This is a genomic window from Polaribacter septentrionalilitoris, from assembly GCF_009832745.1.
In the GTDB taxonomy this organism is placed as follows: domain Bacteria; phylum Bacteroidota; class Bacteroidia; order Flavobacteriales; family Flavobacteriaceae; genus Polaribacter; species Polaribacter septentrionalilitoris.
The window spans coordinates 1-18,734 of sequence record NZ_VRMJ01000016.1 but is presented as its reverse complement, the minus strand read 5'-3'; the positions used below and the strand labels follow the sequence as shown (position 1 = coordinate 18,734).

At 29.9% G+C, this 18,734-nt stretch carries 20 protein-coding genes; 13 read left to right on the top strand and 7 right to left on the bottom strand.

The genetic code is table 11. The features are described 5' to 3' along the window. Positions 1-106: 106 nt before the first annotated feature. A complete protein-coding gene (locus FP421_RS04220) occupies positions 107-583 on the bottom strand; it encodes a hypothetical protein (protein ID WP_159947946.1) in 477 nt (158 codons plus the stop codon). Between the two features lie 395 nt (positions 584-978). On the opposite strand from FP421_RS04220, the gene FP421_RS04215 reads away from it, so the two are divergent. Genes FP421_RS04215 through FP421_RS04190 form a run of 6 tightly spaced genes read left to right on the top strand, consistent with a single transcriptional unit; the run spans position 979 to position 7,713 of the window. Continuing rightward, entirely contained in the window at positions 979-1,218 is a 240-nt protein-coding gene (locus tag FP421_RS04215) for a PqqD family protein (RefSeq protein WP_159947944.1), read from the top strand. Position 1,219: 1 nt separating this feature from the next. Continuing rightward, complete coding sequence (locus FP421_RS04210; RefSeq protein WP_159947942.1) at positions 1,220-2,266, top strand: ATP-grasp domain-containing protein; 1,047 nt, start codon at positions 1,220-1,222, stop codon at positions 2,264-2,266. A gap of 11 nt (positions 2,267-2,277) precedes the next feature. After that, positions 2,278-3,624 (top strand): type III PLP-dependent enzyme domain-containing protein, encoded by a 1,347-nt coding sequence (locus FP421_RS04205; RefSeq protein ID WP_159947940.1) that lies wholly within the window; start codon positions 2,278-2,280, stop codon positions 3,622-3,624. 2 nt (positions 3,625-3,626) lie between these two features. After that, positions 3,627-5,837 (top strand): urea transporter, encoded by a 2,211-nt coding sequence (locus FP421_RS04200; RefSeq protein ID WP_159947938.1) that lies wholly within the window; start codon positions 3,627-3,629, stop codon positions 5,835-5,837. Continuing rightward, positions 5,813-7,099, top strand: a complete 1,287-nt coding sequence (locus FP421_RS04195) for a tetratricopeptide repeat protein (RefSeq protein ID WP_159947936.1) — start codon at positions 5,813-5,815, stop codon at positions 7,097-7,099. Before FP421_RS04200 ends, FP421_RS04195 begins: the two co-directional genes overlap by 25 nt. Next, a complete protein-coding gene (locus tag FP421_RS04190) occupies positions 7,087-7,713 on the top strand; it encodes a tetratricopeptide repeat protein (RefSeq protein ID WP_159947934.1) in 627 nt (208 codons plus the stop codon). The genes FP421_RS04195 and FP421_RS04190 overlap by 13 nt, the downstream gene beginning before the upstream one ends. A 58-nt stretch (positions 7,714-7,771) precedes the next feature. On the opposite strand, the gene FP421_RS04185 is transcribed toward FP421_RS04190, so the two are convergent. The 5 genes from FP421_RS04185 to FP421_RS04165 all read right to left on the bottom strand — a co-directional run bounded on the left by FP421_RS04185 (position 7,772) and on the right by FP421_RS04165 (position 13,975). Then, positions 7,772-8,926, bottom strand: a complete 1,155-nt coding sequence (locus FP421_RS04185) for an iron-containing alcohol dehydrogenase (RefSeq protein WP_159947932.1) — start codon at positions 8,924-8,926, stop codon at positions 7,772-7,774. Positions 8,927-9,077: 151 nt separating this feature from the next. Next, positions 9,078-10,007 carry a peptidylprolyl isomerase gene (locus FP421_RS04180; RefSeq protein ID WP_159947930.1) on the bottom strand — a complete coding sequence of 310 codons (930 nt, stop codon included), beginning with the start codon at positions 10,005-10,007 and terminating at the stop codon, positions 9,078-9,080. 50 nt (positions 10,008-10,057) lie between these two features. Then, a complete protein-coding gene (locus FP421_RS04175) occupies positions 10,058-11,641 on the bottom strand; it encodes a hypothetical protein (protein ID WP_159947928.1) in 1,584 nt (527 codons plus the stop codon). Between the two features lie 7 nt (positions 11,642-11,648). Beyond that, positions 11,649-13,241, bottom strand: coding sequence for a peptide chain release factor 3 (locus FP421_RS04170; protein ID WP_159947926.1), 1,593 nt, complete (start codon positions 13,239-13,241; stop codon positions 11,649-11,651). A 44-nt stretch (positions 13,242-13,285) separates the two neighbouring features. Further along, entirely contained in the window at positions 13,286-13,975 is a 690-nt protein-coding gene (locus FP421_RS04165) for a peptidylprolyl isomerase (RefSeq protein WP_159947924.1), read from the bottom strand. A gap of 121 nt (positions 13,976-14,096) precedes the next feature. Here FP421_RS04165 and idi point away from each other — a divergent pair, with 121 nt between their 5' ends. The 3 genes from idi to FP421_RS04150 all read left to right on the top strand — a co-directional run bounded on the left by idi (position 14,097) and on the right by FP421_RS04150 (position 16,191). Beyond that, positions 14,097-14,615: an isopentenyl-diphosphate Delta-isomerase gene (gene idi, locus FP421_RS04160; RefSeq protein ID WP_159947922.1), complete on the top strand. Its 519-nt coding sequence runs from the start codon at positions 14,097-14,099 to the stop codon at positions 14,613-14,615. Further along, positions 14,608-15,021 (top strand): 6-pyruvoyl trahydropterin synthase family protein, encoded by a 414-nt coding sequence (locus FP421_RS04155; RefSeq protein ID WP_159947920.1) that lies wholly within the window; start codon positions 14,608-14,610, stop codon positions 15,019-15,021. The genes idi and FP421_RS04155 overlap by 8 nt, the downstream gene beginning before the upstream one ends. A gap of 198 nt (positions 15,022-15,219) precedes the next feature. Further along, on the top strand, positions 15,220-16,191 hold the full coding sequence (locus FP421_RS04150; RefSeq protein ID WP_159947918.1) for a type I phosphomannose isomerase catalytic subunit: 972 nt from the start codon (positions 15,220-15,222) through the stop codon (positions 16,189-16,191). 31 nt (positions 16,192-16,222) lie between these two features. Here FP421_RS04150 and FP421_RS04145 read toward each other — a convergent pair whose 3' ends face one another. Continuing rightward, positions 16,223-16,390 carry a lmo0937 family membrane protein gene (locus tag FP421_RS04145; RefSeq protein WP_159947916.1) on the bottom strand — a complete coding sequence of 56 codons (168 nt, stop codon included), beginning with the start codon at positions 16,388-16,390 and terminating at the stop codon, positions 16,223-16,225. A 104-nt stretch (positions 16,391-16,494) separates the two neighbouring features. Here FP421_RS04145 and kdsB point away from each other — a divergent pair, with 104 nt between their 5' ends. From kdsB to FP421_RS04125, 4 genes are all read left to right on the top strand, one after another. Continuing rightward, positions 16,495-17,226, top strand: a complete 732-nt coding sequence (kdsB, locus tag FP421_RS04140; RefSeq protein ID WP_159947914.1) for a 3-deoxy-manno-octulosonate cytidylyltransferase — start codon at positions 16,495-16,497, stop codon at positions 17,224-17,226. A gap of 3 nt (positions 17,227-17,229) precedes the next feature. Further along, entirely contained in the window at positions 17,230-17,931 is a 702-nt protein-coding gene (locus FP421_RS04135) for an HAD family hydrolase (protein WP_201288790.1), read from the top strand. 41 nt (positions 17,932-17,972) lie between these two features. Then, positions 17,973-18,233, top strand: coding sequence for a hypothetical protein (locus tag FP421_RS04130; RefSeq protein WP_159947912.1), 261 nt, complete (start codon positions 17,973-17,975; stop codon positions 18,231-18,233). A 135-nt stretch (positions 18,234-18,368) separates the two neighbouring features. Further along, positions 18,369-18,566 (top strand): hypothetical protein, encoded by a 198-nt coding sequence (locus tag FP421_RS04125; protein WP_159947910.1) that lies wholly within the window; start codon positions 18,369-18,371, stop codon positions 18,564-18,566. Positions 18,567-18,734: the final 168 nt, after the last annotated feature.

Sequence of the window (18,734 nt, the reverse complement as noted above, 5' to 3'; positions counted from 1 at the left end):
AAAACTAGTAAATAATTACTGAATGAAAAATCCGCCAGGATTTTTCAAAGTAGGCTATAAGCAAGCAATTGAATATACACGTTTTAAGTTAGGCAAAGATTTTATTCTAATTAGGATTCTTATATAAATATGTTATTCTTTTATTCGTTCTTCCAGAAACTTTAGATTCAACTTCAATAGTCATTCGTTCTTCATTAATTTCTATAATTCTTTCTATATAAAATTCAAAATCTATTTGGTCAGATACAGATGTATCATTTGTACCATTTATTATGACTTCTGTATTTTCTTTATTTCCGTAAGTAATTTCATTTCCATTCAAATAATATGTATTACTTAGTTCTTTAATATCAAATGTTTGCATACTACAATTTTCATTCAAAGAAAAACGATGTTTATATTCATTATTCTCTCCATATATTTTGAAATTATCTGTCACGCATTTTTCTCTGTTATACCACTTTCCATAAAATAATGAAGTATCTATCAAATCTTCACTTTCTGTTTCAGAGCAAGAATAAATAGAACAAAAAATAATAAATAAATAGGTGAATCGTGTATAAATTTTTCGGTTTTTTCTCATTTTTTTTAATTTTTGCCTAACTATTTTTGGATATGTAGTGTTTTAATTCATTAAACTCAAAGTTAACGAATTTAGTTTTTTGTTGAGAAGAAAGTCAATATTTAAAAACACATCCAAATAAGAAAACATTATTCTTTTGTGATTTTTCATCTAAAACTTTAAGGCTACTTTACTTAATTACTTATTAACATCAAAATATCATTTTGTTTAAATTAAACAATATCTCATCTACATAAAAAAGCACGATTAAAAAAGTAATTTAGAGTGTTTCTATATAGTTTTTCGTGTAACATTTGTTACAATTTATCAAGTGTTAAGTCAGTAAATTTAACTGTCTATTTAAGGTAATATTAAATAGTTGTAAAATATTTTTTGTAATTAAAAATGATAATAAAATGAGCAAATTAAATTCACTTGCCATTAGTGATAATGGTTTTATTTTTAAGCCTTCTACTGGAGAATCATTTACTACAAATGAAATAGGTTTAATAATTATCAATCTCTTAAAAGAAGAAAAATCTGCTGATGAAATCATTAATAAAATTACAGAAGAGTTTGATATTGATGCTATTTCTGCAGGTAGAGATTTGTATGAGTATTTAGATTTTCTTAAAAGAGAAAAAATGTTAGACTGATATGAACAATCCAAAAACAATAACTGTAGCGGTAACTGGGCTTAATAATATAGATAGCCCTGGACCTGGAGTTTCTGTAATTCGCGGTATAAAAGATTCTGAATTAAATGTTAGAATTATAGGTTTAGCATATGAAAATTTAGAACCTGGTATTTATATGCCTGGGTTGGTAGATAAAACCTATTTAATCCCATTTCCATCTACTGGAAGTGAAGCTTTTTTAAGTCGTTTGGCATATATAAATGAAAAGGAAGATTTAGATCTTATCATTCCTAATTTTGATTCAGAATTGTATTTGTTTATTAAATATAGCGATGAATTATTAAAAATGGGTATTCATACTTTTTTACCAACATTAGATCAATTTGAAGAACGTCACAAAAATAATTTACCTGAATATGGTAAAAAGTACGGAATTAAAATGCCTGTAAGTCAGGCTGTTTTAAATAGTAAAGAACTTTCTAATTTGCCAAAACCTTTATCATATCCTTATTACATCAAAGGAAAATTTTATGAAGCTTATAAGGTAAATACTATTAATGAAGGAGTTGCTTATTTTAATAAACTTTCTGCAAAATGGGGATTACCAGTTGTGGTGCAACAATCAATTACTGGTACAGAAGTAAATGTAATAGTTTTGGGTGATGGAGAAGGAAACACCATTTCTGCGGTGGCAATGCGTAAACAATACATTACAGATAAAGGAAAAGCTTGGGGCGGAATTACTATAAATGATGAAAGATTAATTGAAATTACACATGATATTGTAAGAAAAACAAAATGGCGTGGAGCTATGGAATTAGAAATGATAAAAACGGATGAAGGTGAATATCATTTAATTGAAATTAATCCAAGAATTCCAGCGTGGGTGTATTTAGCAGTAGGAGCAGGACAAAACATCCCAGAAATGGTATGTCGTTTAGCAATGGGAGAGAAAGTAACTGCTTTAACAGACTATGAATATGGTAAAATGTTTATTAGATATTCTTGGGATTTAATTGGTGATATTTCAGATTTTGAAAAAATAATAATTTTTGGTGAACTTTAAAAAGAAAAAAAATGAGCAAAAAAATATATGAACGTCCGGTTTTACGAAAAGTAGTTGAGGGAATTCCAAATAAATTTGGAAGTTTAAAAAGATTACAACCCATTTCTACAATTGATTCTGTAGAAATAGATAGTATAATTGAAGATTATGGTTCACCAGTTTTTGTACTTTCAGAAAGTACTATCAGACAAACCTATAGAACAGCTTATCGTGCATTTTCTACAAGGTATCCAAAAGTACAATTCGCATGGTCCTATAAAACAAATTATTTAGATTCTGTGTGTCGAATTTTTCATCAAGAAGGAGCTTGGGCAGAGGTGGTTTCTGGTTTCGAGTATGAAAAAGCATTAGATAATGGAACTTCTGGAACTCAAATTATTTTTAATGGTCCAGACAAAAGTGAAGAAGATTTAATTAGAGCTATTAATAACAAATCATTAATTCATATTGATCATTTTGATGAATTATATACCATTTTAGGGTTAACTGATAAGTTAAATGAAAGACCACAAGTTGCTATTCGTGTAAATATGGATACAGGTATTATTCCTCAATGGGATCGTTTTGGTTTTAATTATGAAAACGGTGAAGCTTGGAATGCGATTAATCGTCTTCTTTCTGGTGGAACTGTAGATTTAATAGGTTTACATATTCATATAGGTACTTATATTTCCATGTCTAAAGCCTATGCAACAGCTGTAAAAAAATTAGCTGCTTTGGCAAATAAAACGTTCGATCGTTTTAATACAATTATTGGTTATATAGATGTAGGAGGTGGTTTTGCTTCACAAAACACCTTGCAAGGTGCTTATATGCCTGCAACTGATACAACTCCGAGTTTTGATGATTATGCACATTCAATTTCTACTGCAATGATTGAAGCTGATTTTCCTAATAATGAATCACCAATGTTAATTTTAGAAACAGGTAGAGCATTAATAGATGATGCAGGTTGGTTAGCAGGAACCGTTATAGCAAACAAACGTTTAGCAGATGGAAGAAAGTCTATGGTAATTGATGCAGGTGTCAATTTAATGTTTACAGCTTTTTGGTACAATCATGAAATTTATCCTGTTCATGAATCTAGTTTTCAGTCTGAACCAACCACCATTTATGGGCCTTTATGTATGAATATTGATGTGATTAGAAAAAATATTGATTTCCCAATGTTAAATAAAGGAGATCATTTTGTAATAAAAAGAGTAGGGGCGTACACCATGACACAATGGATGCAATTTATTACCTATAGGCCAAATATTGTAATGATAGATAAAGAAAGTAACGTGCATTTGATTAGAAAAGCAGAAGATAAAGAAGTTTTTAGAAGACAAGAATTAGTGCCAGAACACCTTTCATAAACATGAAAAATGACCTGTTAAAAAAAAGTAATTTTATTTTTGAAGCTACATTATCGAGCTATTCTCAAATTTTTTTCACCAACAATAAAATTTTAGCCTTTATATTACTAATGGTTAGTTTTATGAATTGGTGGACAGGTATTAGTGGCTTAATTGCGGTTTTTACAGCAATTGGATTATCGCAACTCTTTGGGTATTCAGAAACACTTACAAAAAATGGATCATATAGTTTTAATGCGTTACTGGTAGGTTTAGGTATTGGTACTTATTTTTCTCCAGGTTTAGAGGTTGTATTGTTAATTTTTTCTGGAGCAGCAATCGCTTTTTTTAGCACAGTGTTCTTAATAGGGCTTTTTACAAAATATGGTTTGCCTTTTTTAAGTATTCCTTTTTTAATAGGAATGTGGGTTTTGCTATTAGCATTTCCTACGTTTTCTAGTATTTCTTTAAATTTAGAAACCTTGTATCCTTCTAATATGTATTTTAAAATAGGAGGTAATGTACTTGTTACTATTGTAGATGGTTTAAATGCTTTTTTTACGGATACTGGTTTTGATACTTATTTTTTGTCTCTAGGGGCTATTTTTTTTCAGTTTAATTTATTGGCAGGTGTGTTAATTTCAATAGGGTTATTAGTTCACTCTAGGGTAAATTTTTTATTATCAATATTAGGCTTTTTTATTGCTTATTGGATGTACTCGTTTTTAGGAATGTATTCAGGATCTTTAAATTACACATATTATGGTTTTAATTTTATACTTTCTACCATAGCAATTGGAGGCTATTTCTTAATTCCATCTAGAACCTCATTTTTTTGGAGTTTATTGTTAATTCCAGTTTTGGTGATCACCACAATAGGTTCAGATAGATTATTTTCCTTTTTTGAATTATCAGCTTTTTCATTACCCTTTAATGTAATTTTATTAGGTTTCTTGTATGCTTTAAAAATTAGATATGATCAAACAAAATCACCTATTCTAACACTTGTTCATCAGAAAAACCCCGAGACAAATGCATACTTATATGATAGTCAACCCGCTAAAAAGTATGTGGCTTTTACAACTTCAATACGTTTACCTTTTATGGGAAAGTGGACAGTTAATCAGGCTCATAATGGTATGTATACTCATAAAGGTTTTTTTAGTTTTGCTTGGGATTTTATAATTAAAGATAGTGCAACAGATAAGGAGTTTTCTGGAGATGGTTATGTAGTTACAGACTATTTTTGCTATGACAAACCTATAATTGCTCCAGCATTAGGCACAGTTGTTTCTGTGTTAAATAACGTTGAAGATAATTTGATAGGAGAAACAAATACACTTCAAAATTGGGGAAATACGGTAGTCATAAAACATGAAGAATATTTGTATTCTAAAATGAGCCATTTAAAAAAAGATTCTATAAAAGTAAATGTTGGAGATGTTGTTGTTGAGGGACAAGCTATAGGTAAATGTGGTAATTCTGGACGCTCACCTTATCCGCATTTACATTTTCAATTACAAAGTACTCCAACAATAGGAGCTGCCACTATTTTTTGGCCAATTTCTGAATATTTAATTGGCAATGATTTGAAGTTAGATTTTGTAGAAAAAGGGATTCCAAATAATCAAGAAACGTTATCAAATATTTCTACTTCACCAATTTTACAATCTGCATTTAAATGGAACCCAGGAGATGAGTTTATTTTAACAATAACTAAAGAGAACAATAATGAAAACATTTTTGCTATAAGAAATGAAATTGATATTTATAATCAAACTTATCTCTATTGTATACAAACAAAAGCAAAATTATATTATGTTAATAATGGTAAAACATTTTCATCAGTAAATTTTTTAGGATCTAAAAAAAGTGCATTATTTTATTTTTACCAAAGTTTTTATAAAGTGGTTTTAAGTGAGAATTCAGATATTTCTGTAAAAACTAAGTTTCCTGTACATCATCTTTATCATTTTCCACTTTTAACAATACAAGATTTTTTAGTACCCTTTACCATATTTTTAAAAGGAAACTATCTCCTTTTGTATAAAGAATCTGAACAAGTTTTTTATTCTAGTAAAATAGAACTGAATTCTAATATTAAAGGACAAAATAATAAACCACTTTTTTCTGCTGAGATTGTTATACATAAAAATAGGGAAATTAATATTTCTTGTAAATCCTTAGAAAAATCTAAAATGACATTAAAATGGGAAAACAAATTGTATGCATAATTTTATTATGGTTTGTAGCTTCTGTAAGTGCTCAAAAACAAACTCAAGTACATGAAAAAATAGATAGCACAACTTATGCTATGTATTTAAATAAAGATTGGATATCAATTATTGCAGAAGGAAAAAAAGCCAACAAAGAAGGCATTGATTTTTATTTATTAAAAGTAAGAATGGGTATTGCTTATTTTAAAGAGCATAAAATGTTTAGAGCTATTCAATTTTTAGAAAAAGCATATGCTTTAGATCCGAGTAATCTTGTAGTACAAGATTACTTATATTGGGCTTATCGTTCTAGTGGTTTAGTTATGGAAAGTCGCTTGTTTTATGATAAAATGGAAACAAGTTTAAAAGAAAAAATAAATTTACAAAAACCATTTATAAGTGATATTAGTTTTAGTGTTTTGGCAACAAATAATATAGATTATGATGATATGATAGCTTCAGAAGGAGATTCTAAAACAATTGATTATCGTTTTATTCGTAAGAATCAGCAAATGTTTTCACTAGCAATGAATCACCCTTTATTTAAAAGGGGCAATTTATATCATCAATTTACATACATACCAACCAACTCAGTTCAGCAATTAAATGTAAATGGAGTTATAGAAAATAAAGCTTATAAAGGTGCAGAATCTCGTTATTATGCAGACCTAACTTTTGCACTTGGTAAGAAATGGTATTTTGATGTTTTTGTAAATGTGATCTCCGGTAAATTCGATAATATAAATCCAATTGATGCATCATCAGCTTCAGAAATAAAATATAATAACTTGGTTTTTGGAGGGGCAATTACAAAGAATTTAAATTTTATGAGAAATAGTATTAATGTTTCTATTTCAGATTTAAATGGATTGAATCAGTTTCAAATCGGTTATTCAATGTCTTTATATCCATTAGGAAGTTCAGTATTAGTACCTTTCGGATCTTTACAATATAAGAATCAAAATGAAGATTCTAGTGTAATTTATACAGCTGGTGCAGTTGTAAGTATAAATAAAATTTTACTTACTGGTTTTGGCACTGTTGGTAATATGAATAATTATACAGCAAATAATGGTTTAATAATTTATAATCAACCAGCTACTGGATTAAATGAATTTGGGGGCACTATTAAATATTTTAGTAAAAACTCAATATTAAAAGTAGGGTATTCATTTATGAATATGGAAGATAATTATTATGATGAAAATTTTACGAAAACATCAAAAAAGTTCGAATTTAATCAACAAAATATATTAGCATCACTCACATGGATATTTTAAGAAAAACAATTATAACTGGAGTATTAATCATTTTAGGAAGCGTAACAATTTATGGTCAAAATAATTTTTCTGATGTACATAATGCATTTAGAAAAAGTTATGAGTTAGAAGCCAATGGTGATTTTAAATTAGCAGCAGATGAAATTAAGATTTTTTACAATGAAAATTCTTATGAAATGAATCTACGTTTAGGATGGTTAAATTATATGGCAGGAAACTTTAGTGAATCAATGGCATTTTATAAAAAAACTTTAAAATTAATGCCATATGCAGATGAACCTAAATTTGGCATTATTTTTCCATTATCTGCATTAGGACGTTGGGATGAAGTCATTGAAATCTATACAAAAATTTTAGAAAACTCACCACATAATACAAAAGCAATGTATTATTTAGGTACCATTTATTACAACAGGTTAGAGTTTGATAAATCTTTGTCTCTTTTTAAACAAATTGTAGATTTATATCCATTTGATTACGATGGAGTTTTAATGTATGCTTGGACAAATTTAAAGCTTGGAAATAAAAAAGAAGCGAAAGAATTATTTCAAAAAGTATTGTTAAACAAGCCCAATGATGCATCTGCTTTAGAAGGAATGTCTTTTATAAAGTAATACAAAAAGCTCTCTGAAATTAGAGAGCTTTTTAATTTAATGGTTTGTTAAATATAATTTACATTGCTTCAGCATAAATAGCCATTGTTTCTTCTAGGTTTACCTCTCTTGGGTTACCACCAGTACAAACATCAGCTAGTGCATTTTTAGACATTTCTTTAAAGTCTTCTTTTTTAACACCTAACTCTTCTAAACCAGAAGGTATACCAACTGCTCTAGATAAAGATTGTATTGCTTTGATTGCTGCATTTGCACCTTCATCATCATTCATATTAGCAACATCTACTCCCATTGCTTTTGCTACATTTTTTAATTTATGAGCACAAGCAGGAATATTAAATTTTTCTACATGAGGTAATAATATTGCATTGGCAACTCCATGTGGTAGATCGTACATACCACCCAACTGATGTGCCATAGAGTGTACATACCCTAAACCAGCATTAGAAAATGCTTGACCTGCAATAAATTGGCCCCAAGCCATTTTACTTCTTGCCTCTAGATCAGTTCCATTTTTAACAGCATCTTCTAAGCTTTCAGAAATTAGTTTAATAGCTTCTAAAGCTAAGACATCTGACCATTCAAAGGCACCTTTAGTAATGTAAGTTTCAATAGCATGAGTTAATGCATCCATACCAGTTGCAGCTGTTAAAGATGCTGGTTTATTTAACATCAATTTAGGATCGTTTACAGCAATTGAAACCAGACAGTTTTTATCAACCATAACCATTTTAATATGTCTTTTTTCATCAGTAATTACATAGTTAATGGTAACTTCACTTGCAGTTCCTGCAGTGGTGTTAATGGCAATTAATGGTAAAGATTTGCTTTTACTCATATGAATTCCTTCATAATCCTCAATATTCCCACCGTTTGTAGCTAAAATACCAATTGCTTTTCCACAATCTTGGGGAGATCCACCACCAAGTGTTAAGATGAAATCACAATTATTTTCTTTTAAGAGTGCTAAGCCATCATTTACATTTTTTACTGTAGGATTTGGCTGAACATCTTTATATAAGACAACTTCTATATTAGAAGCTTCCATAACTTCAATTACTTGTTTAGCAACACCAATTTTTACTAAAACACTATCCGTAACAAAAAGGGCTTTTTTATAGGGAAGACTTTTGAGTTCGTCTCCTAAATCTTGTAATGCTCCTGGACCTATTAGGCTTAATGGAGGTAAATAAATTCTTCTATTTTGTAACATTTTATATTAATTTTAATATTTTAAGTTTTATTGTACAAAAGTATACTTGAGTTAGAAGAAAATAAATGACTAATGTCATAATAGAAAAAATAAACGCAAAAAAAAAGGGTAGTAATTTAAATTACTACCCTTTTTTGATATTCAAAAATATTTATTTTACATCCATCAATTCTACATCAAAGATTAAGGTAGCATTTGGAGGTATTACACCACCAGCACCTCTTTCTCCATATGCCAAATTAGAAGGAATTACAAAACGAGCTTTGTCGCCTACTTGTAATAATTGAATCCCTTCATCCCAACCAGAAATTACTTGTCCAACACCAACATTAAAATCGATAGGTTGTTTTCTTTTGTATGAAGAGTCAAAAACAGTTCCGTCTAATAATTGTCCTTTATAATGTACAGAAACTCCAGCACCTTTTGTTGCTTGTTTTCCTTCACCTTTTTGAAGAATTTTGTAGCGTAAACCACTATCAGTTTCATCGTAACCAGCAGCAACAGAATCTAATAATTCCTTTTGTTTAGCTTTTTCTTCTGCCTCACGTTGTTCTCTGGCACCTTCAAAAGTTCTAAAAGCTTCTACAGCATTAAAATTTTCTGCTTCTTCACCAACTCTAATAATTTCGACGTTCATTTCATCACCTTGAGCTACAGCATCAACAACATCTTGTCCTTCAATTACAGAACCAAAAACAGTATGTTTGCCATCTAACCAAGGAGTGGCAACATGAGTGATAAAAAATTGAGAGCCGTTTGTGCCAGGACCAGCATTTGCCATAGATAATTTACCAGGAGCATCATGTTTTAAATCAGCATGAATCTCATCATCAAATTTATACCCAGGATTTCCAGTTCCTGTTCCTTGTGGACATCCACCCTGAATCATAAAATCTGGAATTACTCTATGAAATTTTAATCCGTTATAATACGGAGTTCCTTGAGGTTTTGCTGAATTTTCTAAGTTTCCTTCTGCCAAAGCAACAAAGTTACCAACTGTTCCTGGAGTTTTTTCTTGTTCTAATTGTACTAAAATATCACCTTTTGATGTGGTGAATTTTGCATATAATCCGTTGTTCATTTTATTTAATTTATTATTTGTAAAGTTTCTGAAACAAGTTCAGAATGTAATTATTTTTTTAAGTTAAGTACTGATAGGCTATAGGTAAAACCAATGTTAATGTTCGTTGAGTTTACATTACCAAAAGGAGACCACATTTGACCTGCTGAAATGTTAAAATTAAAATTATCATTAACATGGTAATTTACACCAGCAGAAGGTCTAACTAAAACACCCTCACCAGAATCTACACCACCACCACCAGCAACACCTGCAGCAGCTTCTGCAAATAAAGAAATTTTATTGTTTAAAAATTTATTTGATTTGATTCCAAGTCCAAATATTCCATGAGCATAACCACCAGCACCTCCTTCATAAGCAAAAGAAGCTTCACCAGAAACATATATTCTATTAGTGATGTCATAATTTAGTTTTAATGCAATTTGTTGCAAGTCTCTATCTGCTCTGTCTAAAATAGCAACATCAAAATAAGTTTGATTTTGAACTCCAATTTGAACACCTTGTGTTTTAATTGATTTCCCCTTTTTATTGTTTGATGGGTTTTTAGAACCACCACTTAATCCATAATATTTTAAACTAACACCAGAGGTAAGGGCTTCGAATGTAGCTCCTAAAGACCTGTGATATCCTCCATGAAAACTCAATCCAAAATTTTCTGTAAACCTCACATCAAAACCAGCACTTGGATACATGGTTAATCCGTTTTCTGGAAAAATTCTACCACCTGCAGCACCAAGTCCAAATTTTGCAAAAAAGTTTACATATTTGGTTTCAATAAAGTTTTTACCTACTCCAAAAAACATATCCATAAAACCTGCTCTTAAACCACTATACATGGTGTCTAGATGAGCATATAAAAAAGTATTGGTATTGATATATCTTTGATATTCAAACCCAATAATGTAAAGCGTTTGGGTAATAGGTTGAGCATTATTAAAGTTACCTCGACCATCTGTTCTTGTTCTTCCCATAGGAAAAAAGAAATCAAATTTAACTTGTTGTACACTTTTAACAGCTGGTTTTTCCCAAAAGTCATCAGTATAATTATCATCTATAATGAATTCTTTTTGAGCATCTTTATAAGAACCTGCTCTAAGTGTTGTTGGTATTTCTACAAAGAAAGAAACATTATTACCTCCTTGAATACCTGTTATAAAATCTAAATAACCATATTGAACACCAAAAGAGATGTTTTCTAATTTGTATTGTAAGCCTGCATTTGCATACACAATGGCACCTCCATTTACCAAACTTCTAAATCCGCCACCACCACCAAAATGAACATTTGCATCAAAAAATAATTTTTTATAAATCGGTAAGTTAACCCCTAAATTCACCCCTAAAGTAAACAAACCTCCTTGATCTCCAATACTTGCAGCATGAAAACCAGCTCCTGTGTATAGCCAATCGTTTAAAGGAATATTATAATTTAATCCTAGGATACCTGTTTTTGGTCTTAAATCATATGTACTTCCATCTCCATAAGTATAGGTGATATCTGGTTGATTGATGAAAATATGATTAAGTCTTATGCTGTTTTTTAATTCAGTTGTTGTAATATCATTAAGCGTTAAATCTTGAGAAAACAATTGAAATGAAGCCATTAATAAAAGTATAAGGAAAAGTTTTTTCATAATAACTTTAATTTTTAAATTCGCTTGTAAAATGTAATTTCACAGTAGGATATTTACTTTGTGTCATTTGAATGGTAAATGCAGAATCTGCTAAAAAAACCAATTGTCCCTGCTTGTCTTTGGCAAGATAACGTTGTTTTACTCTTTTAAATTCTTTAAATTCTTCGTTTTTAACATCCTCTGGCTCTACCCAACAGGCTTTATGAACATTTAAATTTTCATAGGTACATTTTGCTCCATATTCGTGTTCTAAACGATATTGAATAACTTCGTACTGTAAAGCACCAACTGTTCCTATTACTCTTCGTCCGTTCATGTCTAGCGTAAATAATTGGGCAACACCTTCATCCATCAATTGATCTAAACCTTTATACAATTGTTTAGATTTCATAGGGTCTGCATTATTTACATATCTAAAATGTTCTGGAGAAAAACTCGGAATTCCTTTAAAATTCAACTTTTCTCCTTCTGTTAATGTATCTCCAATTTTAAAATTACCTGTATCGTGTAAACCAACAATATCGCCTGGAAAAGATTCGTCTACGATTTCTTTCTTTTCTGCAAAGAAAGCATTTGGGCTCGAAAATTTTACTTTTTTTCCGTTTCTTACATGTAAATAAGGAGCGTTTCGTTTGAATTTACCAGATACAATTTTAACAAAAGCTAATCTATCTCTATGCTTAGGATCCATGTTTGCATGGATTTTAAACACAAAACCTGTTAGTTTTTCTTCTTTAGAATCTACCAAACGTTCTTCTGCTTTTTTGGGTTGAGGTGAAGGTGCAATTTCTATAAATGCATCTAACAATTCTTTAACGCCGAAGTTATTTAAAGCAGAACCAAAAAATACAGGTTGTAGTTTTCCTTCTAAATATTCTTCTTGGTTAAATGGAGGATAAACTTCATCTATCAACTCTAATTCTTCACGTAAGGTTTCTGCAGCAGTTTCACCAACTACCTTATCGAGTTCTGGATTTGATAAATCATCAAACTCAACACCTTCTGAAATGCCTGTTTTATTATCACCAGAAAAGATGTTTAATTTCTTTTCCCAAATATTATAAATCCCTTTAAAATCGTAACCCATTCCAATAGGAAAACTCATTGGAGTAACACGTAAGCCTAATTTTTGTTCAACTTCGTCTAACAAATCGAAAGCATCTTTACCTTCTCTATCTAGTTTGTTGATAAAAACTAACATTGGAATATTTCTCATTCTACAAACCTCAACTAACTTTTCGGTCTGTGGCTCAACACCTTTGGCAACATCAATCACCACAATAACACTATCTACAGCCGTTAAAGTTCTAAAAGTATCTTCTGCAAAATCTTTGTGACCAGGAGTGTCTAGAATATTTATTTTCTTATTCTGATAAATGAACGCTAAGACAGAAGTAGCTACAGAAATTCCACGTTGGCGCTCAATTTCCATAAAATCGGAAGTAGCCCCTTTTTTAATTTTGTTATTTTTTACAGCTCCTGCTTCTTGTATCGCACCACCAAATAACAATAACTTTTCTGTTAATGTAGTCTTACCAGCATCTGGATGCGATATAATTCCAAAGGTTCTTCTGCGTTGTATTTCTTCTAAAAAGCCCATCTACAAAATTTGAGGTGCAAAGATAGGTTTTACAAAGAGAATTATCAATCTAAAATTTCGATAGTCATTCTGATGTCTTCTTGTGGCCATTCATCAACACCAACCTTAACTCTTGAGATTTTATCCATAGTGTCAAAACCAGAAACAACTTCTCCAAAAACAGTATGTTCGTTGTTTAAATGATGAGCGCCTTTTCTACTATGCACCATATAAAATTCAAAAGGATTTGATAATTTATTAGGATTGTCTTCCCAATCTCTTGCAGCTGCTAAAGCACCGTATTTGTGCCTTCTGTTTGATCTAAATTCTGGTAGTAATCTATAATTACCATATAATCTTCTTTGCTTTATGGTGTAGGTTTCATCAGAATTTCCACCTTGAATAACAAAGTTTTTAGCAACTCTGTAGATTTCTGTAGTATTAAAATATTTGATTTTAGTTAAAAAGATAAAATTAGCTCTGTGAATAGGAGTGTCATTGTATAATCTGAGCTTGATGTTTCCAAATCTGGTCTTTATGATCACTTTTGTCTCTTTATTATGTTTACCATATTCAGTAAAAAAAGCTTCAACATTGTTGCTATTTAAACTGTCCCATCGTTTTTTAACTTTTTTCTCAAGTTTTTTTTCCTTCTTTTGAATTGGAGTTTTTATTTCAGTTTTTTTCTTTTCTTTATTGCATTGAAAAAGGAGTGAAGCACTCAAAATAAGGATGATAAACTTAAAAATCTTCATAAAACAGCTACTTTGTAAGAGTTGCAAATATAAATCATCAAAATAAAACAATAGAAAAGAGTTATGGGTTTTGTATTATTTTTATGATTTGATAGCTAATCATTTCACTATTTTTGCAAATATGGAAGAACAAGTAGTATTAGTTGATGAAAATGACAATCCTGTTGGATTGATGGAAAAAATAGAGGCTCATGAAAAAGCAGTTTTGCATAGAGCTTTTTCTGTATTTATTTTTAATGAAAAAGGTGAATTGATGTTGCAACAAAGAGCAGCCCACAAATATCACTCGCCATTATTGTGGACAAACACTTGTTGTTCTCATCAAAGAGATGGTGAGAGTAACCTTGATGCAGGAAGAAGAAGGTTGCAAGAAGAAATGGGTTTTGTAACGGATATTAAAGAGATCTTTTCTTTTATTTATAAAGCTCCATTTGACAATGGGTTGACAGAACACGAATTTGATCATGTAATGGTTGGGAAGTTTGATGGTAAACCTGAAATAAATAAAGAAGAAGTTGAAGCTTATAAGTGGATGACTTTAGAAGAGGTAAAATTAGATATTGAGAAAAATCCTAAAGAATATACAGAGTGGTTTAAAATTATTTTTGATAAATCTTACGAAAAACTAACAAATGCCTAAAGTAACTGTACATAGAAAAGCACACTTTAACGCAGCACACAGATTGTATCGAAAAGATTGGTCTGATGAAAAAAACTTTGCCGTCTTTAATAAATGCTCTAACCCAAATTATCACGGACATAATTACGAATTGATAGTTTCTCTAACAGGAGAAATTGATGCAACAACTGGTTACGTTTATGATTTAGGGAAATTAAAAGATTTAATTAAATCAGAAATTGAAGAGTGTTTTGATCACAAAAATTTGAATATTGAAGTTGACGAATTTAAAGAGTTGAATCCAACAGCAGAAAATATCTGTGTTGTAACATATCAAAAGTTAAGAAAACATTTGCCAACAGATTTGGATTTAAAAATTACCTTGTACGAAACTCCAAGAAATTTTGTGAGTTATTCTGGAGAATAGTCTTGGTACAATAAATTATCCTATTCCTTTTTTTATACTTTTCAATATTCTATTAATAAGCGTACGCTTAATCTAGTAAAGAGAATTCCTATAATTGTATTGAGAGTTATTCATTTGGTTATATATCTCATAGAATCAACTTAGTTAATTTTTTTGATACAGTTTTTCATTGTAAATTTGTTTAAATCCCAAGAAAAGATGAATCAATTATTAAAATTTAAACCCATACTAAAAGATAAAATTTGGGGAGGAGAAAAGCTAATTCAAAAACTCAATAAAAAATCTGATAGAAAAGATATTGGAGAAAGTTGGGAGCTTTCTGATGTTAAAGGAGATACTTCTGTTGTTGTTAATGGAGATTTAAAAGGAAAAGATTTAAAAGAATTGATTTCTGAATACAAATCAGAATTAATGGGAGAAAAAATCTACAATCATTTTGGTGAAAAATTTCCGCTTTTAATTAAGTTTATAGATGCCAAAGAAGCCTTAAGTATACAATTACATCCTCATGATGATTTAGCTAAAAAAAGACACAATTCTTTTGGAAAAACAGAAATGTGGTATGTGATGCAAGCTGATGAAAAAGCAAATTTAATAGTTGGTTTTCAAAAAGAAGTAACTCCAGAAGAATATTTACATCATCTAGAAAATAAAACCTTAACTGATATTTTAAATATAGATGAAGTAAATAAAGGTGATGTTTATTTTATCCCAACAGGAAGAGTTCATGCAATTGGAGCAGGAGTGTTATTGGCAGAAATTCAGCAGACATCAGATATCACTTATAGAATTTATGACTGGGATAGACCAAACCCAGATGGAACCTACAGAGAGTTGCATACAGAAGAAGCTTTAGATGCAATAGATTATTCAGCAAAAGAATCTTATCAAACAGACTATAATAAAGAACAAAACTCATCTTCAGAAATTGTTTCTTGTCCTTATTTTACAACTAGTGTTTTACCAGTTCTAGGAGAAATAACTGTAAATCATTTAAACAAAGACAGTTTTGTAATTTATATGTGTGTTGAAGGTAAAGTAGAACTTACGTATAAGAATCAAAAGGAATCTCTAAAAATGGGTGAAACTATTTTAGTTCCAGCTGCAATTAAAGAATTGCAAATATCATCAGAGAAACAATCAGAATTACTAGAAGTATATATAAAATAAAACCTCAGAATTTCTGAGCTTTTTTTATTTTTTATAAAGGTTTTCTCCCTTTTATAATGTTATAAAGTATCGATATTATTGCAATCACCAATAGAACGTGAATTAAACTTCCAGTTCCTATTCCAGAAACAACTTCGAAAAATCCTAAAATCCAAACGATAATACAAATAACGGCTACTAGCCAAAGTAAACTTCTCATAATAAATATTTTTTTTGGTTCACAACAAAAATATACTCAGAATAAAGTGTTTCTTAACGCTATTCATTTAAATATTATCTTTGATACGAAAATAAAACAGACAAATGAGAGTAATTGCAATGATTCCTGCACGTTATAGTGCCTCACGTTTTCCAGGAAAATTGATGAAAGACTTAGGAGGTAAACCAGTAATTTTAAGAACTTATGAAGCTGCTTTACATACCAATTTGTTTGATGAAGTGTATATTGTAACAGATTCTGATATCATCTTTAAAACCATAGAAAATGCTAGTGGAAAAGCAATTATGAGTAAAAAAGAACACGAATGTGGTTCTGATAGAATTGCAGAAGCTGTTGAAAATATCGATGTTGATATTGTAATTAATGTACAAGGAGATGAACCTTTTATAGATGAAGTTTCTTTGTCTAAATTGATTGATGTTTTTAAGAATGATGAAAAAAAAGAAGTAGACTTGGCCTCGTTAAAAGTACAAATTACCAATAAAGAAGACATTGAAAATCCAAATAATGTAAAGGTAATTACAGATGTAAATAATATGGCAATTTACTTTTCAAGAAGCGTAATTCCTTATCATAGAGATACAACTATTGATGTAAAATATTACAAGCATAAAGGGGTGTATGCTTTCAGGAAACAAGCGTTAATCGATTTTTACAACACACCAATTACACCATTAGAAGCAGCAGAAAAAATTGAAGCTATTAGATATCAAGAAATTGGGAAAAAAATTAAAATGGTAGAAACTGATGTAGAAACAGTAGGTATTGACACTCCTGAAGATTTAGAAAAAGCGATTGAGCATTTAAAATCATAAAAAATGTACAAAATAAGTAAAAACATAAAAGTAATTGCCTTTGATGCTGATGATACTTTATGGGTAAATGAAACTTATTTTAGAGAAGCAGAATTAGAGTTTGCCAAATTATTGGCAAAATATGAAACAGCGAATAAAATAGATCAAGAATTATTTCAAACAGAAATCAAAAATTTAACTCATTATGGTTATGGTGTTAAAGGATTTATGTTGTCTATGGTAGAATGTGCTTTAGAATTGTCTAACTATCAAATTAGTCAAAAAACCATTGAAAAGATTTTGAATATTGGTAAAGAGATGTTAGAAAAACCAATTGAATTGTTAGATGGAGTAGAAGAGGTGTTGCAATCATTGCAGGGAAAGTTCAAGTTAATTGTAGCAACTAAAGGCGATTTATTAGACCAGGAAAGAAAACTTGATAAATCGAATTTGTCAAAATACTTTCATCATATAGAGGTGATGAGCGATAAAAAAACAAAAGATTATCAAAAGTTAATTAAGCATTTAGATATAGAGCCATCAGAATTATTAATGATTGGAAACTCTTTAAAATCTGATGTTTTGCCATTAGTAAAAATAGGAGCCTCTGCAATTCATATTCCTTTTCATACCACTTGGATCCATGAAGAGGTTTCTGAAGCCATTTCATCAAAAGCTGATTATGGCACTGTTTTAAATATCAAAGAAGTTTTATCGCTGTTATAAATAATTAGACTAAATTTGCAGCATTAAATGAATTACAAGTTATGGCAAGTATAAAAAACTTAAAAAAAGACATCAATTATGTTTTAGGTGATGTTATTGAATATGCGTTAGATGCGTCTGCGTTAAAAAATGAACCTAAAAAAGGTGATGCAATTATTGATGAAGCAATTGAAACTTTTGACACTTTAATCGAAAAAGTAAATGCTAATGATGTTGAAAACCCAAAAGCGCATTTTAAAGCGATAAACCAAGAATTAGAAGATCAAGCGAGAGCTTTAGTAGAAAAAATAAATAAACTGTAGTTTATTTAACTTTTTTTAAACAAAATTTTATGACCAACATCAGTTTTTGATGTTGGTTTTTTTATTAAATTTGGTGTAATATAATAATTAAGTCTACCAAACGTTTTATTGTATAACTAAATTTATTAAAAAAAGATGGCGAGAGCAATGTTTGAGTACACAAAAACTGTACTAGAGAAAGTAAGTTTTAATTCAGATTTGTTTTGTAGAGAAGTAGAAAAAGCATTAAAGAGATTGTTACCTTATGAAATTGACGAGTTAACAATATGGTTAAGACAATTTACAGCAAACAAACCTGAATTATATTCTTGTCTAGCGTTAGTGAGACAATAAAAAAAGAAGCCTAAAGGCTAGTCATGGTCGGAAGAAATTCTGGCCATTTTTTTAGGTTTCAAAATGGTCTAAATTTCCTTCACATTTTAGAACTATCAAGGCAATAGCTAAATTTCTGAGTTCCATTTTAAATCTTCTTTTAGCGGTTTTATAGCCTATTTTGTTAGC